Origin of the sequence: Pseudomonas protegens, assembly GCF_013407925.2 — a bacterium.
In the GTDB taxonomy this organism is placed as follows: domain Bacteria; phylum Pseudomonadota; class Gammaproteobacteria; order Pseudomonadales; family Pseudomonadaceae; genus Aquipseudomonas; species Aquipseudomonas fluorescens_AP.
In genome coordinates this window covers 616,301-636,320 of the sequence record NZ_CP060201.1, presented here as the reverse complement: position 1 = coordinate 636,320, position 20,020 = coordinate 616,301, and the positions used below count along the sequence as shown (strand labels likewise).

The 20,020-nt window shown below is 64.0% G+C and carries 22 protein-coding genes and 2 pseudogenes; 12 read left to right on the top strand and 12 right to left on the bottom strand.

Features of this window, described 5'->3' with window-relative positions; genetic code table 11:
- Positions 1-69: 69 nt before the first annotated feature.
- From valS to GGI48_RS02900, 3 genes are all read left to right on the top strand, one after another.
- A complete protein-coding gene (gene valS, locus GGI48_RS02910) occupies positions 70-2,634 on the top strand; it encodes a valine--tRNA ligase (RefSeq protein WP_179596878.1) in 2,565 nt (854 codons plus the stop codon).
- A 120-nt stretch (positions 2,635-2,754) separates the two neighbouring features.
- Positions 2,755-3,606: an EcsC family protein gene (locus tag GGI48_RS02905; protein WP_047303617.1), complete on the top strand. Its 852-nt coding sequence runs from the start codon at positions 2,755-2,757 to the stop codon at positions 3,604-3,606.
- A 13-nt stretch (positions 3,607-3,619) separates the two neighbouring features.
- Complete coding sequence (locus tag GGI48_RS02900; protein WP_179596876.1) at positions 3,620-4,171, top strand: GNAT family N-acetyltransferase; 552 nt, start codon at positions 3,620-3,622, stop codon at positions 4,169-4,171.
- Positions 4,172-4,550: 379 nt separating this feature from the next.
- Here the strand turns inward: GGI48_RS02900 and GGI48_RS02895 are convergent, their stop codons facing one another.
- From GGI48_RS02895 to GGI48_RS02880, 4 genes are read right to left on the bottom strand one after another with little or no spacing between them, the layout of a single operon-like run.
- The gene (locus tag GGI48_RS02895) at positions 4,551-4,985 is read right to left on the bottom strand and encodes a hypothetical protein (protein ID WP_179596874.1); all 435 of its coding nucleotides are present in this window, start codon (positions 4,983-4,985) and stop codon (positions 4,551-4,553) included.
- A gap of 4 nt (positions 4,986-4,989) precedes the next feature.
- A complete protein-coding gene (locus GGI48_RS02890; RefSeq protein ID WP_016968433.1) occupies positions 4,990-5,319 on the bottom strand; it encodes a cyclic-phosphate processing receiver domain-containing protein in 330 nt (109 codons plus the stop codon).
- Between the two features lie 27 nt (positions 5,320-5,346).
- A complete protein-coding gene (locus GGI48_RS02885; protein WP_179596872.1) occupies positions 5,347-5,727 on the bottom strand; it encodes a hypothetical protein in 381 nt (126 codons plus the stop codon).
- A complete protein-coding gene (locus GGI48_RS02880; RefSeq protein WP_260620607.1) occupies positions 5,712-6,263 on the bottom strand; it encodes a hypothetical protein in 552 nt (183 codons plus the stop codon). Before GGI48_RS02880 ends, GGI48_RS02885 begins: the two co-directional genes overlap by 16 nt.
- A gap of 251 nt (positions 6,264-6,514) precedes the next feature.
- On the opposite strand from GGI48_RS02880, the gene GGI48_RS02875 reads away from it, so the two are divergent.
- The 5 genes from GGI48_RS02875 to GGI48_RS02855 all read left to right on the top strand — a co-directional run bounded on the left by GGI48_RS02875 (position 6,515) and on the right by GGI48_RS02855 (position 10,295).
- Entirely contained in the window at positions 6,515-7,279 is a 765-nt protein-coding gene (locus GGI48_RS02875) for a hypothetical protein (protein WP_260620606.1), read from the top strand.
- Positions 7,280-7,409: 130 nt separating this feature from the next.
- On the top strand, positions 7,410-8,039 hold the full coding sequence (locus GGI48_RS02870) for a DUF4375 domain-containing protein (RefSeq protein WP_179596866.1): 630 nt from the start codon (positions 7,410-7,412) through the stop codon (positions 8,037-8,039).
- A 58-nt stretch (positions 8,040-8,097) separates the two neighbouring features.
- On the top strand, positions 8,098-8,544 hold the full coding sequence (locus tag GGI48_RS02865; RefSeq protein ID WP_103740102.1) for an NUDIX hydrolase: 447 nt from the start codon (positions 8,098-8,100) through the stop codon (positions 8,542-8,544).
- A 209-nt stretch (positions 8,545-8,753) separates the two neighbouring features.
- Entirely contained in the window at positions 8,754-9,449 is a 696-nt protein-coding gene (locus GGI48_RS02860; RefSeq protein WP_016966342.1) for an OmpW/AlkL family protein, read from the top strand.
- Between the two features lie 258 nt (positions 9,450-9,707).
- The gene (locus GGI48_RS02855; protein WP_409565419.1) at positions 9,708-10,295 is read left to right on the top strand and encodes a cell wall hydrolase; all 588 of its coding nucleotides are present in this window, start codon (positions 9,708-9,710) and stop codon (positions 10,293-10,295) included.
- A gap of 15 nt (positions 10,296-10,310) precedes the next feature.
- Here GGI48_RS02855 and GGI48_RS02850 read toward each other — a convergent pair whose 3' ends face one another.
- A complete protein-coding gene (locus GGI48_RS02850) occupies positions 10,311-10,712 on the bottom strand; it encodes a GFA family protein (RefSeq protein WP_179596862.1) in 402 nt (133 codons plus the stop codon).
- 256 nt (positions 10,713-10,968) lie between these two features.
- Here GGI48_RS02850 and GGI48_RS02845 point away from each other — a divergent pair, with 256 nt between their 5' ends.
- On the top strand, positions 10,969-11,430 hold the full coding sequence (locus GGI48_RS02845; RefSeq protein WP_179601890.1) for a methyltransferase family protein: 462 nt from the start codon (positions 10,969-10,971) through the stop codon (positions 11,428-11,430).
- A gap of 42 nt (positions 11,431-11,472) precedes the next feature.
- On the opposite strand, the gene GGI48_RS02840 is transcribed toward GGI48_RS02845, so the two are convergent.
- Entirely contained in the window at positions 11,473-11,910 is a 438-nt protein-coding gene (locus GGI48_RS02840; protein WP_042941717.1) for a hypothetical protein, read from the bottom strand.
- Positions 11,911-12,097: 187 nt separating this feature from the next.
- Between GGI48_RS02840 and GGI48_RS02835 the strand changes: the two genes are divergently transcribed.
- Positions 12,098-12,625, top strand: coding sequence for a DUF1993 family protein (locus GGI48_RS02835; protein WP_016966348.1), 528 nt, complete (start codon positions 12,098-12,100; stop codon positions 12,623-12,625).
- A 24-nt stretch (positions 12,626-12,649) separates the two neighbouring features.
- Here GGI48_RS02835 and yfcF read toward each other — a convergent pair whose 3' ends face one another.
- Positions 12,650-13,282, bottom strand: coding sequence for a glutathione transferase (gene yfcF / locus GGI48_RS02830; protein WP_179596860.1), 633 nt, complete (start codon positions 13,280-13,282; stop codon positions 12,650-12,652).
- A gap of 288 nt (positions 13,283-13,570) precedes the next feature.
- Here yfcF and GGI48_RS02825 point away from each other — a divergent pair, with 288 nt between their 5' ends.
- The gene (locus GGI48_RS02825; protein WP_016966349.1) at positions 13,571-13,900 is read left to right on the top strand and encodes a hypothetical protein; all 330 of its coding nucleotides are present in this window, start codon (positions 13,571-13,573) and stop codon (positions 13,898-13,900) included.
- A 344-nt stretch (positions 13,901-14,244) separates the two neighbouring features.
- Here GGI48_RS02825 and GGI48_RS02820 read toward each other — a convergent pair whose 3' ends face one another.
- Complete coding sequence (locus tag GGI48_RS02820; RefSeq protein WP_179596858.1) at positions 14,245-15,141, bottom strand: DMT family transporter; 897 nt, start codon at positions 15,139-15,141, stop codon at positions 14,245-14,247.
- Between the two features lie 108 nt (positions 15,142-15,249).
- On the opposite strand from GGI48_RS02820, the gene GGI48_RS02815 reads away from it, so the two are divergent.
- Positions 15,250-16,584, top strand: coding sequence for a PLP-dependent aminotransferase family protein (locus tag GGI48_RS02815; protein ID WP_179596856.1), 1,335 nt, complete (start codon positions 15,250-15,252; stop codon positions 16,582-16,584).
- A gap of 38 nt (positions 16,585-16,622) precedes the next feature.
- On the opposite strand, the pseudogene GGI48_RS31365 reads toward GGI48_RS02815, so the two are convergent.
- The 4 genes and pseudogenes from GGI48_RS31365 to GGI48_RS02800 all read right to left on the bottom strand — a co-directional run.
- Positions 16,623-17,219, bottom strand: a pseudogene (locus tag GGI48_RS31365) (methyl-accepting chemotaxis protein); the annotation flags it as partial.
- Between the two features lie 309 nt (positions 17,220-17,528).
- Positions 17,529-18,236: pseudogene (locus tag GGI48_RS31360) on the bottom strand (MCP four helix bundle domain-containing protein); the annotation flags it as partial.
- A gap of 264 nt (positions 18,237-18,500) precedes the next feature.
- Positions 18,501-19,382 carry an alpha/beta fold hydrolase gene (locus GGI48_RS02805; RefSeq protein WP_179596852.1) on the bottom strand — a complete coding sequence of 294 codons (882 nt, stop codon included), beginning with the start codon at positions 19,380-19,382 and terminating at the stop codon, positions 18,501-18,503.
- 87 nt (positions 19,383-19,469) lie between these two features.
- Positions 19,470-19,991 carry an alpha-ketoglutarate-dependent dioxygenase AlkB family protein gene (locus tag GGI48_RS02800; RefSeq protein ID WP_016966353.1) on the bottom strand — a complete coding sequence of 174 codons (522 nt, stop codon included), beginning with the start codon at positions 19,989-19,991 and terminating at the stop codon, positions 19,470-19,472.
- Positions 19,992-20,020: the final 29 nt, after the last annotated feature.

The following is a 20,020-nucleotide window of genomic DNA, read 5'->3' as shown; positions in this document are numbered from 1 at the left end:
GCGATTTACTAATGCCGCGCAATCCTCTATACATTTTTCCCTCGGCGCCGACCTTTGCGGCGCCATCGGGTGATAACAGGAGGATGCTATGTCACCGTTAAACGTGTAACCGCAACGCTTTGCCCCATCGCCACACCCTCGCTTGAACACCTCGAAACACGCTGGTCCCAGCGCTGGCTGGAAGAGGGCACCTACGCCTTCGATCGCAGTGCCACCCGGGACGCCGTCTACTCCATCGACACACCGCCCCCCACGGCCTCGGGCTCGTTGCACGTCGGCCATGTGTTCAGCTACACCCACACCGACATCATCGCGCGCTTTCAACGCATGCGCGGCAAGGCCGTGTTCTACCCCATGGGCTGGGACGACAACGGCTTGCCCACCGAACGCCGGGTCGAGAACTACTACGGCGTGCGCTGCGATCCCCAGGCGCCTTACCAGCCGCAGTTCCAGCCTCCTGCCCAGGCAGCCGAGCGCCGCGCCGACTATGCGCCGGTCAGCCGGCGCAACTTTGTCGAGCTGTGCCACCAGTTGACCGCCCTCGACGAGCAGGCCTTTCGCCGCTTGTTCATGCAACTGGGCCTGTCGGTGGACTGGGGCCTGACCTACGCCACCATCGATGAGCGTGCGCAGCGGATCAGCCAGCGCGCCTTGCTGCGCAACTACCGGCGCGGCGAGCTCTACAGCCAGCAGGCGCCTTGCCTGTGGGACCTGACCTTCCAGACCGCCGTGGCCCAGGCCGAGCTGGAGGAGCGGGAGGTGGCGGGGGCCTATCACGACCTGCGGTTCCAGGGCATCGACGGCCCGGACCTGAGCATTGCCACCACTCGTCCCGAGTTGTTGGCGGCTTGCGTGGCACTGGTGGCGCATCCGGACGATCCGCGTTACCAGGGGCGCTTCGGCCAGCAGCTGCGCTCGCCGTTGTTCGAGGTCGAGGTGCCGTTGCTGGCCCACGTCCTGGCCGACCCGCAGAAGGGCAGCGGGCTGGCGATGGTCTGCACCTTTGGCGACCTGACCGATGTGCTCTGGTGGCGCGAGCTGCAGTTGCCCACGCGCTCGATCATCGGCGCGGATGGTCGGCTGCTGGCTCAGATTCCCGACTGGCTGGCCACGCCAGCCGCGCGGCAAGCCTATGAGACGCTGGCCGGGCGCAGCCTGCCCCAGGCGCGCAAGTTGTTGCTGGCGCTGTTGCGCGAGTGCGGCGCCTTGCCTGGCGAACCGCGGCCGATCCGACACGGGGTGAAGTTCTTCGAGAAGGGCGACCAGCCCCTGGAGATTGTCGCCACGCGCCAGTGGTACCTGCGCAACGGCGGGCGCAGCGAGGCGCTGCGCGAGCAACTGCTCGATCGCGGCCAGGCCCTGGCGTGGCATCCGCCGTTCATGCGCAGCCGCTACGAGCACTGGGTCGGCGGCCTCAATGGCGACTGGCTGATCAGCCGCCAGCGGGTGTTCGGCGTACCGCTTCCGTTCTGGTATCCCCTGGATGCCCAGGGCGAGCCGGACTACGACCGGCCAATCCTGGCGGACGAACGCTCGCTGCCGGTGGACCCGACCCTGGATACGCCAGCGGGCTTTTGTCCCGAGCAACGCGGCCAGCCCCATGGCTTTATCGGCGAGCGGGACATCATGGACACCTGGGCCACCAGCTCCCTGACCCCGCAGATCGCCGCCGGCTGGGAGGAGGACGACGACCTGTTTGCACGGGTCTTCCCCATGGACCTGCGCCCCCAGGGCCACGACATCATCCGCACCTGGCTGTTCTCGACCCTGGTGCGCAGCCACTTCGAGGCGGCCGCGGTGCCCTGGAAGCATGTGGCGCTGTCGGGCTGGATCCTCGATCCGGACCGCAAGAAGATGTCCAAGTCGCGGGGCAATGTGGTCACGCCCCAGTGCCTGCTGGAGCAGTACGGCAGCGATGCCGTGCGCTATTGGGCGGCCCTCGGGCGCCCGGGCAGCGATACCGCCTTCGAAGAACAGCAGATGAAGATCGGCCGGCGCCTGGCGCTGAAGTTGTTCAACCTGTCGAAGCTGGTGTTCGGCGTGCCGGGCGACCCTCACGGGCCGGTCGAGCAGAGGCTGGACCAGGCCATGCTGCAACGCCTCGGAGCGGTCACCGCCGCCGCCGAGGCGGCGCTGGTGGGCTACGACTACAGCAGCGCGCTGACCGGCATCGAGGGCTTCTTCTGGTGGTTTTGCGATGACTATGTCGAGCTGGTCAAGCGCCGCGCCTATCGCCCCGAGGGGCATTCGGCGCGCAACGCCCTGGCGGCGGCCTTGAGTGTCCTGCAGCGCTTGTTCGCGCCGTTTCTGCCCTTTGTCTGCGAGGAGGTCTGGCGTTGCTGGCAGCCGGGTTCGGTGCACCGGGCCCAGTGGCCCGAGGCGCAGGTGGCCGAGGATTTTGTCGAGCCGCTGTTGCAGGCGGTCAGTGCCACGCTGGCCGCCATTCGCAAGGCCAAGTCCGATGCCCGGCAGTCGATGAAGGCCGCGGTGGCGCGCGTTGAGCTGGTGCAGCACGCGCCGCTGCTGGAGTCCCTGCAATGCGCCCGTCAGGACCTGATCGAGGCGGGGCAGGTGGCCAGCCTGGTGTTCATCGAAGGCGCACAGCCGCAGGTGCGGGTCTGGCTGCAGGAGTGATCTGCTGCCTCTGCGATTCCACGAGCCGTCAGGTTCGTGGGGTCGCCCCGGCAGGATAAATCTTGTCGTGATGTGGGCGGCCAGCGGTTTATGCTTCCCGGGCGCAGTAGGTCGCAGCCCATGGAGAAACCGGTGAGCATCAAAGACAGTCCCGAGGATTATCAGGACCTGAAGCGGGCGGTCAGCCTGCTGGAATCCCCTTCATTGACCGCGCGCCTGTCGGGCCTGCTCGGCTCGCCGATTGAAAGCGCGGTCAAAGCCTTGCCCAACTGGGTGTCGGGAAAAATCAATGACGCGGTGGTGGCCGCGCTGCATACCTCCGCCGATGCCGCGCTGTGGAGCCTGGAAAACACCCCGAAAAAACAGGCGTCGACCTTCTTGCACAAAGTCTATGCCGCCACCAGCGGCGCAGTGGGCGGCGCTTTCGGGTTTGCCGCGCTGTTTGTCGAGCTGCCCATTTCCACCACCATCATGATGCGCTCGGTGGCCGATGTGGCCCGCAGCGAAGGCTTCGACCTGGAGGACTTCGCCACCAAGCAGGCGTGCATCGAAGTGTTCGCCATGGGCGGCAACAGCCAGGCCGATGACGCCACCGAGACCGGCTATTACATCACCCGCAGCTTCACCACCCAGGCCATGCAGCAGTTGTCCAAGGAACTGGCGGCCATCGCCGCCAAACAGGGCGCCGGTGCGGCCGGCCGGCTGTCGCCGGGGCAGGTGGGCAAGTGGCTGGCGCTACTGATCGAGAAGGTCGCCAGCCGTTACGGCGTGACCATCTCCAGCAAGTTCGCAGCCCAGGCGGTGCCGGTGATCGGCGCCTTGACCGGCGCCACCATCAATGCGCTGTTCACCGACTTCTATCAGGACATGGCCCGTGGGCACTTCATCGTCAAGCGCCTGGAGCACAAGTACGGCTTTGAGCAGATCAAGGGCGAGTATGCGCTCATCCTGGGCCGACGGTTGGCAGGCTAGGGCGGGTGTCGATATGAGTGGCTTTCCGGTTATCCATACCCCGCGCCTGATCCTCAGGGAACTGTGCCCGGCCGATGTTCCTGGGTTGTTCGCCATTCACAGCGATACCGATGCCATGCAGTGGTTCGGCACCGACCCCATGACTGATGAGCAACAGGCCGAACAACTGCTGGCCCAGTTCGCCAGCTGGCGGAGCTTGCCCAACCCGGGCGTTCGCTGGGGCATCGAGCGCCAGTCCGGCCCCGGCCTGCTGGGCACCTGTGGCCTGTTCAAATGGAACCGCCCGTGGCGCAGCTGCGCCATCGGCTTCGAGCTGGCGCGTGCGGCGCAAGGGCAGGGGCTGATGAGCGAGGCGCTGGCGGCCATCCTCGACTGGGGCTTTGCCCACATGGCGTTGAAACGCATCGAGGCCCAGGCGCACCCGCAGAACCTGGCGAGCCTCAGGTTGCTGGAGCGGATGGGGTTTGTGCGCGAAGGGCTTTCACGGCAGGCGGGGTATTGGCTGGGGGCGCATCATGATCTGCAGCAGTACTCGTTATTGAGGGCGGAACGTAGCGTTCGGTGAGCTGCCCCCTGCACTTGGCCAAGTGCAGGGCGGTGCTCAAGTCGTCGACAGCTGGCCCGGGCTTCAGGCATCTCTCAGGATGGCGGCGGCAGCCGCGACTTTGTTGTCTTGAATCATCTGAAAGAAACCACGTTCCACATCCGCGACACGGGCATCGGGCAAGTAGGTCCGAGCGATGTCAGCCAGGCGTTCGCACCAGCCTTCGTAAGCGTTCGAGTTGGCTTTACTGATACGAATCCGGGTCGGGTCCTGTTTGATTGCCGCCAGGACCGTAAGGCATAGCCTGCTACCGCATCGGCCAATGTTTTCGCTTGCAGAGGACTGAGTGGCATCACGTGCTCCTTGTGTAGTCATGGGGGGGGAATGGCGGGGCGGCCTTTCAGCGGTTGCCGGGCACCGGTACATCGCGGTCTTCGATGGCTTGCAGGTCGTGGTAGGAGGGGAAGACCTTCCTATCGCTGATCTTCAAGCCTGTGGGTTGCGCGAGCCCTTGGGTTTTACTGGAGTCCCAGGTCCGACGTTCGCCGCAATAGGTATGCACCACCTCAGAGTTGTCCCAGAACAAACGCTCCAGCAGGGCTTCGTACTCGTCTAGCCACGCATCATCGAAGATGTAACTGCCTTTGGGGTAGGTGGCGAAGTGCATCATATGCCCGTAGTAGCAATGCCCCGGGCTGTTTGGCAGCACGCTGAAAAGCGCCCTGGTGATCTGCGCACCCGTCACTGGCAGGCTGTGCAGCACCGCGCGATTGTGCGCTTCGGCAGCCGGCGAAGGGTCAAAGCAGTGGATGTAGCCATACAGGTTGCCGCTCATGGGGTCAGATGCCTGTGTTGTCGGTTGATGGGCGGCATCCGTTGTTGCGGGCCAGTCGATCGATCGCTTGCACGCCGGCGCGCATCTTTTCCACGGCGCTGGCATTGGCCGAGTGGATGTGAATGCGCGGTGGACGAAAGCCATTCAGGGCCACGGCCTCTTCGATCCACAGGATCACGTCGTAACCGGTGCCGCGCTGGTCATCTCCGAGGTCGTGGTCGAGGCTGATCTCTTCGACGCCGCCGGCTTTGAGCAACGCGATGACTTCGTCCGGCCAGTAGGTGCGAATCCAGCCTTGCGGGGTCTGGCGTTCGTCGTCGAGGTAGATTTTCATGGGCCTGTTTACTCTTTCAGATACAGATCAAGCATCGGCGTCGTTCGCGATGACATGCAGCACAAGGCTCAGCGAGTCGTCGGTGAGCAGCGGTGGGTGATCCTGTTGCAGTTTGTCAATGAAAAAAAGCGCACCCGGCGCTGTTTCAGCGGGCATGGAGAGGCAAGGGTAGAGTTGGTTTTTACTGGCCTCGGCATACTGGATATGAACCTTGCTGTGCTCAATCCAGATCCTGCTCGATTGACCGGAACAACTCAGGAACAGGGTGCTGAAACTTGATTGCTCCTGCTCCAGCGGCATCGATTGAGAGTCGCCGTGCCGGCCTTTGCGAATGGCTCGTGCCATGGCATTGAATGCTTTGGGTGTGCCAAAGAAATGCAGTTCCTGTCCGTTCAGTCGTGCCAGCACGTCAAGTTTCCTTTCGTATCGCGTCGGTCAACGCTGGGTCCTTGCAACCTGCGCCGCAGCGCTAGCAGGACCGCGTCAGCGTGGCAGAGTTGCCCGTCCAGAGGAATTGCACCGGCTGTTTCAGGCACCAAGCTGATCGTGCTGGGCACGCCTTGGCCGCAGAGCTGCTGTTGAGCTAGCAGCAGGACTCGGCGGCTGCCTGCAAGCCAATGCTTGTTCTGCTCTGACAGCAGTGCAACGACCTGTGGATAGGTGCAGGCCAGTTTTTGCCGCAGGTTGCCCATCGCAGCGTCCTGATCGTACTTGTCTTGCAGGTAGTCATCCACGCTGATGGCACTACCGATGGCGTCGACCACTCCAATCTGGACGTTGACCAGGTGGGCGTTTATGCCGATATAGCAACTCGACTCCACGCCGTGCTGCACATAATCCGCGCTGTTGCAGCTGATCACCCAGTAAGCACTCAGGGGGCAGAGCTCGCAGGACTGAATGACAAAACGCTCAGGCTTTCCATCGTTGATAATGCCGTCATGCATGGCGAGCACCAGAGCACAGGCTTGTTGGGCTGAGAGCATCGGTGGGTGGTCTTTACGGTGAGTGTCTGGATGAATTTTCGCCCAGTTGTATAACCCGATATTGAGTAATAAGCCATTGCCGGGCTTAAGGTTGCACAGTTTTTCCAGCAGTGGATTAGTCCGCCGCAGTTGTGTAAAAACGCTCCACTATTCAACCCGGCACCCGCTGCCAACTCAGGTGGAACCCAATGCGGCCCAACGCCGAACTCCGATTGTTTGCACTGCCGGCATGCGCCGGTCTGGTCTATGCCGTGATCAAGGGCCTGATCAAGGGCTGGAATGGCACGCAGCTGTTTTCCGGTTTTTTGTTTGGCAGCGTGATTGCCATGGTCCTGGGCATTCCCCTGTTGCTGTGGATCGACCGGCGCTGCCCGCAAGCCAGGACGCGCTATCTGTGGCTCGGCTTGATCTTGAGCCTGGTCGCGACCTTGTTGGTGCGTGCGTCATGGATGCAGTTGTTGCTACTGCCGCTGGCCGGCGGATTGGCCCTGGGTGGCCTGTACAGCCTGGTGATCCGTGGTATCGACAAGCTGCCGGTGCCGCTTGATGGACGAGTTCGGCAGGGTTGGGGGCGGCTCCTGGCGGTGCCTCTGTCGGGTGCATTGACCCTGGGCAGCATCGCTACGGCGCTCTATCCCAAAGGCGTGGAAAGCCTGCCGATGTTTTTCTTCGGCGGGTTGATCGGCGCGTGGCTGAGCGTACTGGTGTGTTGGCCGATGCTGTGGCTGGTGGAGCGGGTACTGGTCACCCCTTGGCGCTACGTGATCGGTGGCGGCCTCAGTGGCCTGGTGGTCTGGCTGCTGTCCGGGGCACAGGGGTTGATGGTCAATCCTCAGGGCTGGTCCGCGGGGCTGGGCTTCTGGGTGCCGCTGCTGACTCATGGTTTCTTTCCGTTCCTGCTGATCGGGCTGTTGAGCGGGATGCTGATGACGGCCTGCAACCGGATGCTCCAGCGCGAGAAGGCGGGCCCCAACTGAATTCGATAAGCCTGCCGCCGTCCAGACACAGCAATGCGGCAAATTTAAGGACGTCGCGGCACTTTTGCGCTGTAGAGCAAGTGATTGTTCGTCCGTCGGCCAAGACCTTCAGGAAAAAATAGGTGGCGTTTTGAAATTCCCTCCCATCCTCCATGTCGACTTCGAAGATGAGGCGCTCTGCCTGAGCTGGGCCGACGGCCTGGTCTTGCGCCAACCCCTGAGTCGTCACAGCCGGCTGCAAAGCGCCACGCCCGAGCAGCGTGCGGAGTTTCAGATCCACCCGCATGGGATCTCGGTGTCCTGGCCGCACCTGGGAGACGCGGATGTCAGCATCGACGCCTTCGACTGGATCTGGGAGCACCTGTGCCGGGAATCCATGGGGCGGCTGCAGGCTCTGGAGTGGCAACTGGAGCAATTGCCAGAGGACGATCAGTTGATCGTGGCGCTGTGGCGCCTGGAAGCGGACGGTTACAACGGGGGCTTCCTGCAGTTCTTCTGCAACTGGGGCGAGCGCAGTTACGAGCTGGCGCTCAAGGCGCTGGTTGCCATTGGCGCGCGTAGCACCCACGCCGTGGTCAGCCGCCAGCGGGAGTTGATCGGGCCTCTTGAAGATCACCCGCAACTGCAGCGGCTGTGGGACATTCCCGAGCTGCTGAGTGACGAGCAATATGAGCTGATCGGTGGCGAGCTGGACGAGCAATTGTGGTCGGCGATGGAGGAGGTGCCGACGCTGGCGGTTAAGTATTTCTACGCTGGCTGACGCTCCTTGCGCCATGCTCTAATGCCGCGCCTTGCGCCCCTTGAATGGACTTCATCCCTTGGCTGAGCCCCGTATCCGCGCCCTGGCGCTGTGTGTCTTCCACCACCAGGGCAAGATCCTGGTCAATCAGTTCGTTGATGCCGACACGCAACAGACGCTGTTCCGGCCGCTGGGCGGTGGGATCGATTTTGGTGAGCACAGCGCCCAGGCCATTGTTCGCGAAGTACAGGAGGAGCTGGGGCAGTCGATCAACAACCTGCGGCTGATCGGCACCCTGGAAAGCCTGTTTGTGTACGACGGCAAACCCGGCCATGAAATCGTCCAGGTGTACGACGCCCGCTTCGAGGATGCGACGCTCTACCAGCGCGCTCAACTCGATGCTCAGGAAAGCGACGGCGCGCCCTTTGTCGCCCGCTGGCAGGGCAGCGCCAGTTTCACTGAGCACACGCCGCTGGTGCCCCAGGGATTGGGTGAGCTGTTGAAGCACGCCGGCTTGCTGGACTGACCGAGGTCCGGTCGCGATTGGCCGCCGATGCCGGCCGCGGCCTTGATTCAGGAAACACTCCGCAACGCATCCGGCGCCAGATCGGCCGCGGCCTATGTCATTCGGCAGATGTGCGCCTGTACCCGCTTCTCGATACTCGAGCCTCCCTGGCACAGCCCGCCGTGATCACGGCTGGCGGGTTGGCCGTTGTTCGAGTAGTGGAGTGATGCATGCGTAAATTGACCCTTCTGAGTACCAGCCTGCTGTTGTCTACCCTGGCGGTTTCCACGGCCCAGGCCTTCGAGGCCGGCGACATTATTGTCCGCGCCGGCGCGGTGACGGTTGACCCGCGCGAGAGCAGCTCCAGCGTCAAGGTCGATCGTGGCGCCCTGGCCGGCACCAGCCTGGGGGGCAAGGCCAGCCTGGGCAGCGATACCCAATTGGGCCTGAACTTCGCCTATATGCTGACCAACCATCTGGCGGTGGAACTGTTGGCGGCGACCCCCTTTGAACACAACGTGAGCCTCAGCGGCACCGCCGGCGGTATCGCCGATGGCAAGCTCGGTTCCCTCAAGCACCTGCCACCGACCCTGAGCCTGCTGTACTACCCGATGCACAGCAAATCGGCGTTCCAGCCCTATGTGGGGGCAGGGCTCAACTACACCTGGATCTACGATGAAAAGGTCGGCAGCCGGGCTTCCGCCGCAGGCTTCGACAACTTTCGCGCCGGCAACTCCTGGGGCTGGGCGGCACAAGTGGGCATGGACTACATGCTCACCGACCGGCTGATGCTCAACGCGCAGATGCGCTACATCGACATCAATACCGATGCCTATGTGAACAACACCCAGCTTGGGGTTCGCTCCAAGGTCAATGTGGATGTCGACCCGTTGGTGTACATGGTGGGCTTGGGCTACAAGTTCTAGGGGCTGAGCCGGGGCGCTGCGCCGAGGTCCAGCGCCCCTTGCCCGGTCAGCATTGTTCAAGGGAATGTTTGAGTGGCGCCATGGTCGACTCGATATGGCCCGCTCATGCCCCGTCGGTTATCGCCTACGTGCCCATGCGCCGGCCTCGGTGCGCGGCCCTGTCGCTCAATGGCTCAGGGCTGGCGCTGACACAGGGTCCATGGCTTGTAGGAAGAGTCGATCATGCACTTCATCGCAAGGCTTAGCTGCTACGGTTTGATGCTCTATATCGCCCAACTTCTGGCCGCCGAGCCGCAACCGGCGGTCCAGGACGTGGCCAAGGACAAGGCCCAGGTCCTGGAGCAGAAGGTCGCGGACAAACAGAGCCCCAAGGCCGAGCCCCAGGCGGCCCCCATCACCAGGACGGAAGTCCAGGCCGTGGATCCCGCCGGACAGGCACCGGTGGACGATGCCATCACCTGTCTGTCGCGGACCCTGTATTGGGAAGCCAAAGGGGGCGAGTCTGCCGATATGGAAGCGGTGGCCGATGTGGTCCTGAACCGTCTGGGCCATGAAGGTTTTCCGTCTACCGTGTGCGAAGTGGTCAAGCAGGGCTCGGAAAAAAGTCCGTGCCAGTTCTCCTGGTGGTGCGATGGTCGCCCGGATCAGGTGCAGGAGGAGGAGCGTTACAGCCTCGCCAAGGAGATTGCGCGCAAGGCGCTGAATCAGCAGCTCAAGGACCGCACCGGCGGCGCCCTGTACTTTCACGACCGCAGCGTTTCACCGCAGTGGGCCAAGAGCTATACCAAGACCCGCGAAATCGGCAATTTCCTGTTCTACAAACCCAAGGATCTGGCGGCGCGCTAGCGGCGGGTCGAGCAGTCAGGGGACTTGCGGGTATTGATCGCAGATCTGGTGCCAGCTGGCCTTCATGGCCACGCAATGGTGCTTCTGCTTGGGGGCCGTGAATGGCGTATCCAGGGTGGCGATGGCGATTGAAATCCACTGCGTGTATTCGCCTCCCGTCTCTTGCCAGAACAGCGATGAGCCACAGCCGCCGCAGAACTGGCGCAGCACGCCGGGGGAGGACTCATAGCCCTTGAGGGCTGCGCCGTCATCGCTGACGTGCAGATTCTCGCGCGGGGTGCTGGCGTAGGAGGCAAAGGCCGCGCCATGGCCTTTCTGGCACTTATGGCAGTGGCAGTGGGTGACGGCTTTCAGCGCGCCGGACACTTGATAGGTCACCGCGCCGCACAGGCAACTGCCTTGATGGGGGATTTGCATGCTGAGGGATTCCGAGGTTTCAGGGCCATCAGCGCTAAAACCGCTCCAGTTGGGGGTTCAGAGTGGATGGGGACAATCAGATCGAGGCCAGGAGGATGTACAAATGCGCGCTGATGCTCAAGTGGGCAGTGCCGGCTTCCGAGGAATTTCTTGTCGCATCATTGAGTGACGTTAAGCTGTGGCGGGTGACGGGCAACCTCTGGGGCCAGAGATCCGTCGCCTGTCTATTGCGCAACATGTCGAGGGAAGAATCATGCTGCAGGCACTGGAAAACAAGGTTCCGCCCCCGCTGGTGGCGCTGGTGTTCGGCGGGTTGATGGGCGGTGCATCGCTGGGGCTGCCGGGGCTTGAACTGGCATGGGGTACACGCCTGCTGTTGGCGCTGCCGCTGATCGGGGCTGGGCTGCTGTTTGTGCTGGCAGGCGGAATCTCGTTCCGGCGTGCCCGGACCACGGTCAACCCCTTGAAGCCCGAAGCGGCTTCGGCGTTGGTGACGTCGGGCGTCTACCGCTACACCCGCAACCCGATGTATGTCGGCTTTGCCCTGTGGTTGCTGGCCTGGGGGCTGTACCTGGCCTCGCCCCTGGTGCTGCTGGGCGTCCTGGGGTTTGTCCTGTACATGAACCGCTTGCAGATCGCTCCCGAAGAACGGGCGCTCGGGCGGTTGTTTGGTGCGGATTTTGCGACGTATCGCCAGCGCGTGCGGCGCTGGCTCTAGGTCGCACGCCTCTGTGCCCGCGGCAGAGGCGTGAGGCTTGTCTCAAGCCGCCACTTGCGCCTGAATCTGCAACTGGCCGTCCACTTCGCGGGTCAGGCCGCTGGCGACGAACAGCGGCACCAGCCGCTTGTGCAGTTCGGGCTCGACGAAGTCCTTGACCGTCGCCAGGTCCAGCGCGCCGCTTGCTGGCAGTTCGGCCTTGGTGAAGGACAACCAGGCCTTTTTCAGGGCCAGCAGCACGTCGCTGCCGGCAGTGGTGGCGAAGCGGCGGTTGGCGACCTTGCCGGCAAAGTTGAAGCTGTGCGGGTGCTCGTAGCCGGTTTCGTCACCCTGGCTGGCGACGCAACGACCGCAGGAGCAAGGGCCGTCGGCGAAGGCCGCGCGCAGGTAGCTGTTGAAATCGACGATGGGCTTGAGGGCCAGGCGCTTGTCGACTTCGAACAGGTCCCCGGTCATTTTTGCTTCACTGCTCAAGGGCATTTTCCTCAGTGTCTGGCGGTGTGTTTTTCAAGGGCCGCACCATACCAGCCGGATCGGTCCAGGGGTACTGTTCTGGCGTTGTCCGCGGCTTGAGAGAGGGGGAACATCTGCTAGGATCCATCGGCTTTTATGGCGGGGCGACGGGCAACAACCGGCCCCTGTGTCTTGATCTCATCGAGGAACACCCATGTCGATCCACGCAATCACCGTTTCCTGTTTTGCCCAGATGCTGCGTGCCCTGGAGGGCTTTCTCGCCAAGGGCGAAGAGCAGGCCCGGGAGCGGGGGTTCGAACCCCAGGTGCTGTTGCAATCGCGGCTGGCACCGGACATGTATGACCTGGCGGCCCAGGTGCGTTTTGCCTGCACCCAGGCCCGCGAAGCGGTCCAGCGCCTGAGCGGGCAGCCGCTGACTGCGTTGCAGGCGCCGGCCAGCATGGCCGAGGCCAGGGCACTGATCGACGACACCCTGGCGTTCCTGGCGGCGGCGGACCGCGAGCTGATCGACAACAGCGGCCAGCGAACCATCGCCATCGAGCTGCACAACGGTATTGCCTTCGACATGACCGGCGCAGAATTCGCGCGCAACTGGGCGACGCCGCAGTTCTATTTCCATCTGGTCACGGCCTACAACATTCTGCGGCATAACGGTGTGCCACTGGGCAAGGCCGATTATGCCCAGCACATGCTGGCCTACTTGCGTCAGCCCCAGGCCTGAAGGCCTGGCGCTATCGGCCGGCCGCTACAGCGCCGGGCGTGGCAACCGCAGCCATTCCTGTACCGCCGGCCGTTGCCATTGGCGCCGGGCATAGTCCACCAGGCGCGCCGGCATCGGGTCGCCGTTGAGGATCAGTCGGTTGAGCATCAGCGCCAGGTCGACATCGGCAATCGACCACTGGCCGAACAGGCAGTCGCGGCCCTCCGCCAACAGCGCTTGCGCGGCCTCGATCAGCTTGCTCGCCGCCGCTTCGGCCTGGGGTGACAGCGGCTCGCCCTTGCAGCCATAGAACACCACCAGGGTCGAGCGCTCCTGGCGGATCGGCAGCAAGTCGCTGCGCAGCCAGGCCTGGACCTGGCGGGCCTTGGCTCGCTGTTGCAGGTCTTGGGGATAGACCGCAGGTTCGGGGAACAGCTCCTCCAGGTATTCAGTGATGGCCGAGGATTCGGACAGGGCAAAGCCTTCATGCACCAGGGTCGGCACCCGCTGCGTCAGCGACAGTCGGGCGTAGTCCTCTGCGCGGTTCTGGGCCGTCTCCAGGTCGATCGGCAGCAGTTCGAAGTCGATGCCCTTTTCCCGCAGCACCACGAACACGGACAGGGCATAGGGGCTGGTGAACTGGGCATCGACGTACAGGCGCGGGCGGGAAGCGGTCACGGCGGTATCTCCATAGGGGGAGCCGCCACGCTAAGAGATCCTGTCCGATAAATACAATGCGCGATTTTTATCCCGGCATTCCTCTTGGGAATACTGGCGAGCAGCCGGCGCAGCGGGTGTCATGCTGCGCTGTATCGGCCTCGGGCAACTGAGCCGCCATTGGGGGATCGCCTGGGTGGCCAGTATTGGCAGGCATTTTGCCTTGATTGGTCAGGCAGAATACTGGCCCCGGACAGTCTGAAATGTCGCCAAAATCGCTTTATTTTCAGGTGGTTAGGTGACCGAAAAATGCGCCATGTGTTGATTACCCTGACGTCCTTTGCCCTGCTGGGCGGGGCTTGCGCGGCCCAGGCCCGGGAGCTGGCGGCCAATGACCGTTATGTCTGCAGTTGGGGCGCAGGCACCGCTGCTCGGGCCCAGGAGCTGAAATTGTCCGGGGTGTCGCTGTACGCGGCGCGGCAGAAGATCCAGACCTACAAGTTCAGCAAGGGCTGGATGCGCATGATGGCCCTGGGGATCACCGAGCAGACCTACGACAGTGCGTCGCGGATCAGGCCCGAGGCCTTGCGCAAAAGCTTTTACGACGACTGTGTGCGGTATAAGTTGGCCCGGCGCTAGCGTTACACAGGCGCCCTGGGCTCGGCGAGCGAGGCTGGGCCAATCCTTCTGATCCGTATTTTTCTTGCGTATCTGCGTCTGTTATCAGAACAGCCGAGGTTTGAAAATGGCGCGCCCGTCCGGCCTCCCGGCTGGAAACCGGGCCCGCTGCACCGCACACCTACTGTTCAGGAGGCCTGATGACTAAGATGGCGTTTTTCTTGTTTGGATTTTTAGCCTTGACCATCGCGATCGGTGCGCTTGCCACTATCTCTCCGACCTAGACCCCAAGCCGTTTGCAGCACCCGCCGCCAGGTAAGGCGCAAGCAGTGGCAGGCCTCTTGAGCCTGCCACTGTCGTTTCTGTCACTGGGCCCAGCGCTTGGCCCCGGCCACACAGAGGATCACCGCCAGAGTGACCCCGAGCATGCCCAGGCTGACCTGTTCGTGCAGCAGGCCGGCGGCCAGGGCCAGGCCGAAAAACGGCTGCAGCAATTGCAATTGGCCAACCGCGGCGATGCCGCCTTGAGCCAGGCCGCGGTACCAGAAGACAAACCCGATCAGCATGCTGAACAGCGAGACGTAGCCCAGGCTGAACCAGGCTGGCGGGCTGATGCCGCTGAAGTGGGGCGGGGCGCTGAACAGGGTCAGTGCGGCCATGATCGGCAACGACAGCACCAGGGCCCAGCAGATCACTTGCCAGCCGCCCAGGGTCCGCGACAGCTTGGCGCCTTCGGCATAACCCAGGCCGCAGACCAGCACCGCCAGGAGCATCAGCGCATCACCCCGCGGCGAGGCCGTCAGGCCCTGGGACAGGGCATAGCCCACCACCAGCAGGCTGCCCAGCAGCGAAAACAGCCAGAACACCAGGCGCGGTCGCTCACCGCCACGCAACACGCCAAACACCGCCGTGGCCAGAGGCAGCAGGCCGAGAAACACGATGGAGTGGGCCGAGGTCACGTATTGCAGGGCCAGGGCGGTCAGCAATGGAAAGCCCAGGACCACCCCCAGGGCGACGATGCCCAGGGGCAGCAACTGCGCGGGGCTCGGGCGCCTTTCCTTGAACAGCAGCAGGAGGCACAGGGCCAGAAGCCCGGCGAGGCTGGCCCGGACCACGGTGAGGAACAACGGTTCGAACTCCAGCACCGCGACCCGGGTGGCCGGCAGCGAGCTGCTGAAGATCAGCACGCCGATAAAGCCGTTGAGCCAGCCGCTGGTGGAGCGGGCCTGGGCGGTTGATTGCAGGTTCGATGTTCGTGCCATTGGGGGAGTGCTCAAGAGGTGGGAGGCCGCCGCGGCGGAGCTTGTGTCGAAGGCATCCTAGGATTGAAAATCAGCACAATCAAAAAATTGTCATGGATACAACGCCCTATGGCCCGTGCTCGCTACAAGCAACTGGTGGACGCCTTTGCCGCAGATATCCGCGCCGGGGTGCTGGCCCCCGGCACTCGCCTGCCGACCCACCGCCAACTGGCGGCGCAGGAGGGGTTGGCGCTGGTCACCGCGTCACGGGTGTATGCCGAGCTGGAAGCCATTGGCCTGGTCAGCGGCGAAGCCGGGCGCGGCACCTATGTTCGGGAAACTGCCCTGCCTCCGGGGCAGGGGGTGGATCAGCCGGCCACCACGGCGGGCACCCTGGACCTGAATTTCAACTACCCGGCGCTGCCCGGGCAGGCCGAGCTGTTGCGCAGTGCCTTGCGCCAACTGGCCTTGGCCGGCGATCTTGAGGCCTTGCTGCGCTACCAGCCTCACGCCGGGCGCGCCCATGAACGGGCGACGCTGGCCCGTTACCTCGCCAGCTGCGGGCTGACGGTGGATGGCGAGCAGGTGCTGATGGTCAGCGGCGCCCAGCATGGCCTGGCGACCACGGTGATGGCCCTGCTCAAGCCCGGCGATGTGGTGGCGGTGGATGCCTTGACCTACCCCGGCTTCAAGCTGGTGGCCGAGGCCCACGGGCTGGAGTTGGTGGCCATTGCCCTGAGCGAGCAAGGTCCGGACCTCGACGCTCTCGAGGCAGTGTGCCGAAGGCGACGGGTGCGGGCGGTGTACGCCATGCCGACCCTGCACAACCCCATGGGCTGGGTGCTGGACCTGGCCTGGCGCCAGCGGCTGGTGGCCATTGCCCGGGCCCGCGAGTTGCTGATCATCGAAGACGCCGCCTACGCCTTCCTGGCGCCCAACCCGCCGCCGCCCCTGGCCGCCCTGGCGCCGGATCTTACGGTGTACGTCTCGGGGTTTTCGAAGAACGTGGCCACCGGCCTGCGGGTTGGATACGTGGTGGCGCCCTTGAAGTGGGTGGCGCCGATCGAGCGCGCGATCCGTGCCAGCACCTGGAACACTCCGGGGGTGATGACCGCCCTGGCGTGCGCCTGGATCGAAGATGGCAGCGTGGCGCGGCTGGAGCAGGCAAAACGCGAGGATGCCAGGGCCCGTCAGGCCCTGGCTCGGGAGGTCATGGCCGGGCTGGCCTATGTCAGCCATCCGAACGCCTACTTCCTCTGGCTGCCGTTGCCCGAGGAAGTCCGGGCCGATCAGGTGGTCATGGCACTGCTGCGCGAGAACGTCTCGGTGTCCACCGCTGAGCCCTTTGTCGGCGCCGGGCCGGTGCCCCACGCCATTCGCCTGGCGCTGGGCTCGGTGGACATGGCCGATCTGGGCCTGGCCCTGGCCAAGGTCCGACAAGTGATTGAGCGTTACGCGTTTTGAAGCGGCAAGCTTTGAACTTGAAGCTTGCCGCTGCCTTTTCAGAGCTTGAACTGATTCACCAGGGCGTTGAGGTCCACCGCCAGGCGCGACAGTTCCTGACTGGCGGCATTGCTCTGGTTGGCCCCGGCCGAGGTCTGGGTCGACAGGTCGCGGATATTGATCAGGTTGCGGTCCACTTCCCGGGCCACCTGGGCCTGCTCTTCGCTGGCGCTGGCGATCACCAGGTTGCGCTCGTTGATCATGGTGATGGCCTGGGTGATCTGGTCCAGGGCCAACCCCGAGGCGCGGGCCGCTTCCAGGGTCAGGTGGGCGCGCTCGTTGCTGTTGCGCATGGCGCTGACCGCGCCCTCGGTGCCTTCCTCGATGGTGTTGATCATGCTTTCGATTTCCTGGGTCGACTGCTGGGTGCGATGGGCCAGGGCCCGCACTTCGTCGGCGACCACGGCAAAGCCGCGTCCGGCGTCCCCGGCCCGGGCGGCTTCGATGGCGGCATTGAGGGCCAGCAGGTTGGTCTGTTCGGCGATCGAGCGGATCACTTCCAGGACCTGACCGATATTGCGCACGTCCACCGCCAGGTGCTCGACCCGTTCACAGGTCTGAGTCACGTCCGTCGCCAGTTGGCCGATGGAGTCCACGGTGTGCTGTACCTGCTCGCGGCCGTGGTGGGCGGTGCGGTCGGTTTCCTGGGAGGCTTGCGAGGTGCTCACGGCGTTGCGCGCCACTTCCTCCACGGCGGCGGTCATTTCGTTGACGGCGGTGGCGGCTTGTTCCACTTCATTGCTCTGCTGGTGCAGGGTCTGGCTGGAGTGCTCGGTGACCGCGTGCAGTTCTTCGGCGGCCGAGGCCAGCTGGTTGGAGGAGTCGGCAATACGCTGCAGGGTGCCGCGCAGGCTCGCCTGCATGGTCTGCAGGGCTTGCAGCAGGCGCGCCGGTTCGTCCTTGCCGCTGACCGTGATGCTCTGCCCGAGGTTGCCGTTGGCGATGGTTTCCGCCACCGCCACTGCCTGCCCCAGGGGCTGCACGATGCTGCGGGTCAGCAGCAGGGCCAGGGCGATGGTCAGGGTCACCACCACCAGCATGATCAGCGCGACCATGGCGATCGCCCCCTGGAACACCTCGCTGGTGTGTTCGGCCGCGGCGACGCCACCGCGGGTGTTGATGTCGATGATCTTCAGCAGCTCTTTGAGCATGGCGTCGGCGTTGGCCAGGTACGGGCCGGCGTCGACGATACCGATGGCGGCTTCCTTCTGCCCCTGGCGCACTCGTTCCACCACCTGATGCTGATCCTTGCTGTAGGCCTCCTTGGCGCTGAGAAAGCGTTCATAGGCTGCGCGTTCCTCGGTTTCGGTGATCAGTTTTTCGTAGACGCCCTGCTGGTGGCTGAGCTGCTCGTCGAGCTCGCCGACGCGCGTGAGCAGCGCCTGTACATCGTTGTTGTCACGGACTACCAGCATGCGCAGGGTGATGGTGCGGATCTGGGTGCTGGTCAGGGCCAGGGCGTTGGCGGCGACGATCGAAGGCTGCCAGTTCTGGTCGACCTCAAGGGATTGCTGGTTCATGCGCTGCATTTCCAGCAATGAGAAGCCCCCCAGGCCCAGTGCCAGCAGGGCGATCAGGGCGAAGCTGAACCCTGCGCGGCGGGAAATGTTCATCGTTCTCAAGAGCATGACTGTGTTCCTTGTGGCGGCAAAAAGTACAACCGGCGACGGGCATCGCGGTTTGCATCAATGCGGCGCGCGCTGGAGCAGGCTCCATGGCGCCGTCGGTCTTTTGCACACAAGGCGGGGGGGTGGCAGGCGCGTCTGGGCGGCGCCTTGTCCAGGGGTTCCAGGGTGATCGGGATGCACGGCCCGGTCTGGAAAACCGGGCAATGATATCACGGTGACATCTATTCTGGGGGGCTGGCAGCGGGGTTTTCAGCGGCCTTCGTGGCGTAGAAATCCGAGGATGGCCCGTGCACTGGCTGCCGGGTCGACTTGCATGAAGCAGTGTTGGCCTTCGATCACTTGCGTGCTCAGGTGGGGATTGATGGTTGCCCAGCGTTTCACCGAACGGGCCACGTAGGGGTAGCTGTCGCGGCCATGGATCACCAGGCTCGGGGTCTGCACGTGACGCAGGGAGCGCCACAGGTGCCGGGGGAAGCTGCTGAAAATGTCCACCTCGCGCTCGGGAGCGCATTTGAGCGCCACGCCCTGGCCATCGTCCTTGAGCGCCTGCTCGACATAGGCATTCAGGGCGTCTTCGCTCCAGCCCTTGAAGATTCCCCGGTTGACCAGGCTGGCCCTGGCCGCGGCGCGGTCCGGCCAGTGCTGGCGCCGGGCGGCGGCCTTGCGCGCCAGGCTGTGGCGGCGATTGAGGCCCAGGGCCGACAGCAGCCTCAGGGAACTGATCATCGACGGGCTGAAGATCACCGGATCGAGCAGCACCGCCTTACGAAACAGCTGCGGGCGTTCGGCCAGGATCAGGCTGGTGAGCACTCCGCCAAAGCTGTGGCCGACGGCGTAGCAGGGCACGTCGGCGTAGGCCCCGCGTCCGGCTTCGAACGCTTCGGCGGCCAGCTGTGCAGTGCGGTTCCAGCCGCGGAACGGGCCGCCATGATCGCTGTCGCCATGGCCCTGGACGTCGCTGAGCCACAAGTCGAAGGACTCGGCCAGCAAGGCCAGCAGCGGACGATAGGCCATGGAGCAGAAGCCGTTGCCGTGGAGAAAGTGCAGCAGGGGTTTACCCGAAGGTGCGGAGCGCAGGCCGCGCAGGGTGAAGCCTTCGGGGCAGGCGTAGGACCAGGGAAGCAACTGCATGGGGCCTCTATTCGAGCGGTGATCACAGCCGGGCATTGTCGATGGCGCGGCCCTTGAGTCAAGGGCCGATCCTGACCGAGTCCAGCACTACGCGGTCTTGAGCTGGCGAAACGACAGGCTGATGCGTTCGCCCGCATCCGGCGCCTTGGGAATCGCGTGCAGCCAGTGTTTCTGCAGTTCGTCGGACATGTGCAGCAGCGAGCCGCTGGCCAGGCTGTAGTCGAAGGTGGCGCCGCTTTCCTTGTGGCGAAAGACCATGGCCCGGGCGTGACCCAGGGAGACGATCACCACCCCGGTGCCTTCCACCAGTTGCTCGTTGGCGTCGGAGTGAAAGCCCATGGAGGACTGGCCGTCCGGGTAGAAGTTGAGCAGGCAGTTGTTGGGACGAAAGCCCAGCAGCTGCTCGATCGGCCCGCACAGCTGTTCCAGCGCCTCGGGCATCGGCACCGCCGGGTAGGTGATCTGCGAGTAGTCATAGGGCGCGCCGAAGCTGGCGGTCTTGCGCGCCCGCATGCGCTCGTCCCACTGCACGTCATGCTTGAGGTGGTTGAACAGCCGTTGCGGGTCGGTGATGAAGTCGGGGAAAAAGTCGATCTCGGGTGGATTCATTAGAGCGCTGCCAGTATTGAAAGGAGGGC

What these genes read in the sequence shown, in the direction of transcription:
- GGI48_RS02895 (WP_179596874.1), bottom strand. Translation starts at nt 4,985, where the DNA reads ATGAGCGGCAACCTGTATGGCTACATCCACTGCTTTGACCCTTCGCCG.
- GGI48_RS02840 (WP_042941717.1), bottom strand. Translation starts at nt 11,910, where the DNA reads ATGCCCTTGAGCAGTGAAGCAAAAATGACCGGGGACCTGTTCGAAGTC.
- GGI48_RS02880 (WP_260620607.1), bottom strand. Translation starts at nt 6,263, where the DNA reads ATGCATGACGGCATTATCAACGATGGAAAGCCTGAGCGTTTTGTCATT.
- GGI48_RS02800 (WP_016966353.1), bottom strand. Translation starts at nt 19,991, where the DNA reads ATGAATCCACCCGAGATCGACTTTTTCCCCGACTTCATCACCGACCCG.
- GGI48_RS02905 (WP_047303617.1), top strand. Translation starts at nt 2,755, where the DNA reads ATGGAGAAACCGGTGAGCATCAAAGACAGTCCCGAGGATTATCAGGAC.
- GGI48_RS02860 (WP_016966342.1), top strand. Translation starts at nt 8,754, where the DNA reads ATGCGTAAATTGACCCTTCTGAGTACCAGCCTGCTGTTGTCTACCCTG.
- GGI48_RS02820 (WP_179596858.1), bottom strand. Translation starts at nt 15,141, where the DNA reads ATGGCACGAACATCGAACCTGCAATCAACCGCCCAGGCCCGCTCCACC.
- GGI48_RS02850 (WP_179596862.1), bottom strand. Translation starts at nt 10,712, where the DNA reads ATGCAAATCCCCCATCAAGGCAGTTGCCTGTGCGGCGCGGTGACCTAT.
- GGI48_RS02805 (WP_179596852.1), bottom strand. Translation starts at nt 19,382, where the DNA reads ATGCAGTTGCTTCCCTGGTCCTACGCCTGCCCCGAAGGCTTCACCCTG.
- GGI48_RS02855 (WP_409565419.1), top strand. Translation starts at nt 9,708, where the DNA reads ATGCTCTATATCGCCCAACTTCTGGCCGCCGAGCCGCAACCGGCGGTC.
- GGI48_RS02835 (WP_016966348.1), top strand. Translation starts at nt 12,098, where the DNA reads ATGTCGATCCACGCAATCACCGTTTCCTGTTTTGCCCAGATGCTGCGT.
- GGI48_RS02815 (WP_179596856.1), top strand. Translation starts at nt 15,250, where the DNA reads ATGGCCCGTGCTCGCTACAAGCAACTGGTGGACGCCTTTGCCGCAGAT.
- GGI48_RS02900 (WP_179596876.1), top strand. Translation starts at nt 3,620, where the DNA reads ATGAGTGGCTTTCCGGTTATCCATACCCCGCGCCTGATCCTCAGGGAA.
- GGI48_RS02825 (WP_016966349.1), top strand. Translation starts at nt 13,571, where the DNA reads ATGCGCCATGTGTTGATTACCCTGACGTCCTTTGCCCTGCTGGGCGGG.
- GGI48_RS02890 (WP_016968433.1), bottom strand. Translation starts at nt 5,319, where the DNA reads ATGAAAATCTACCTCGACGACGAACGCCAGACCCCGCAAGGCTGGATT.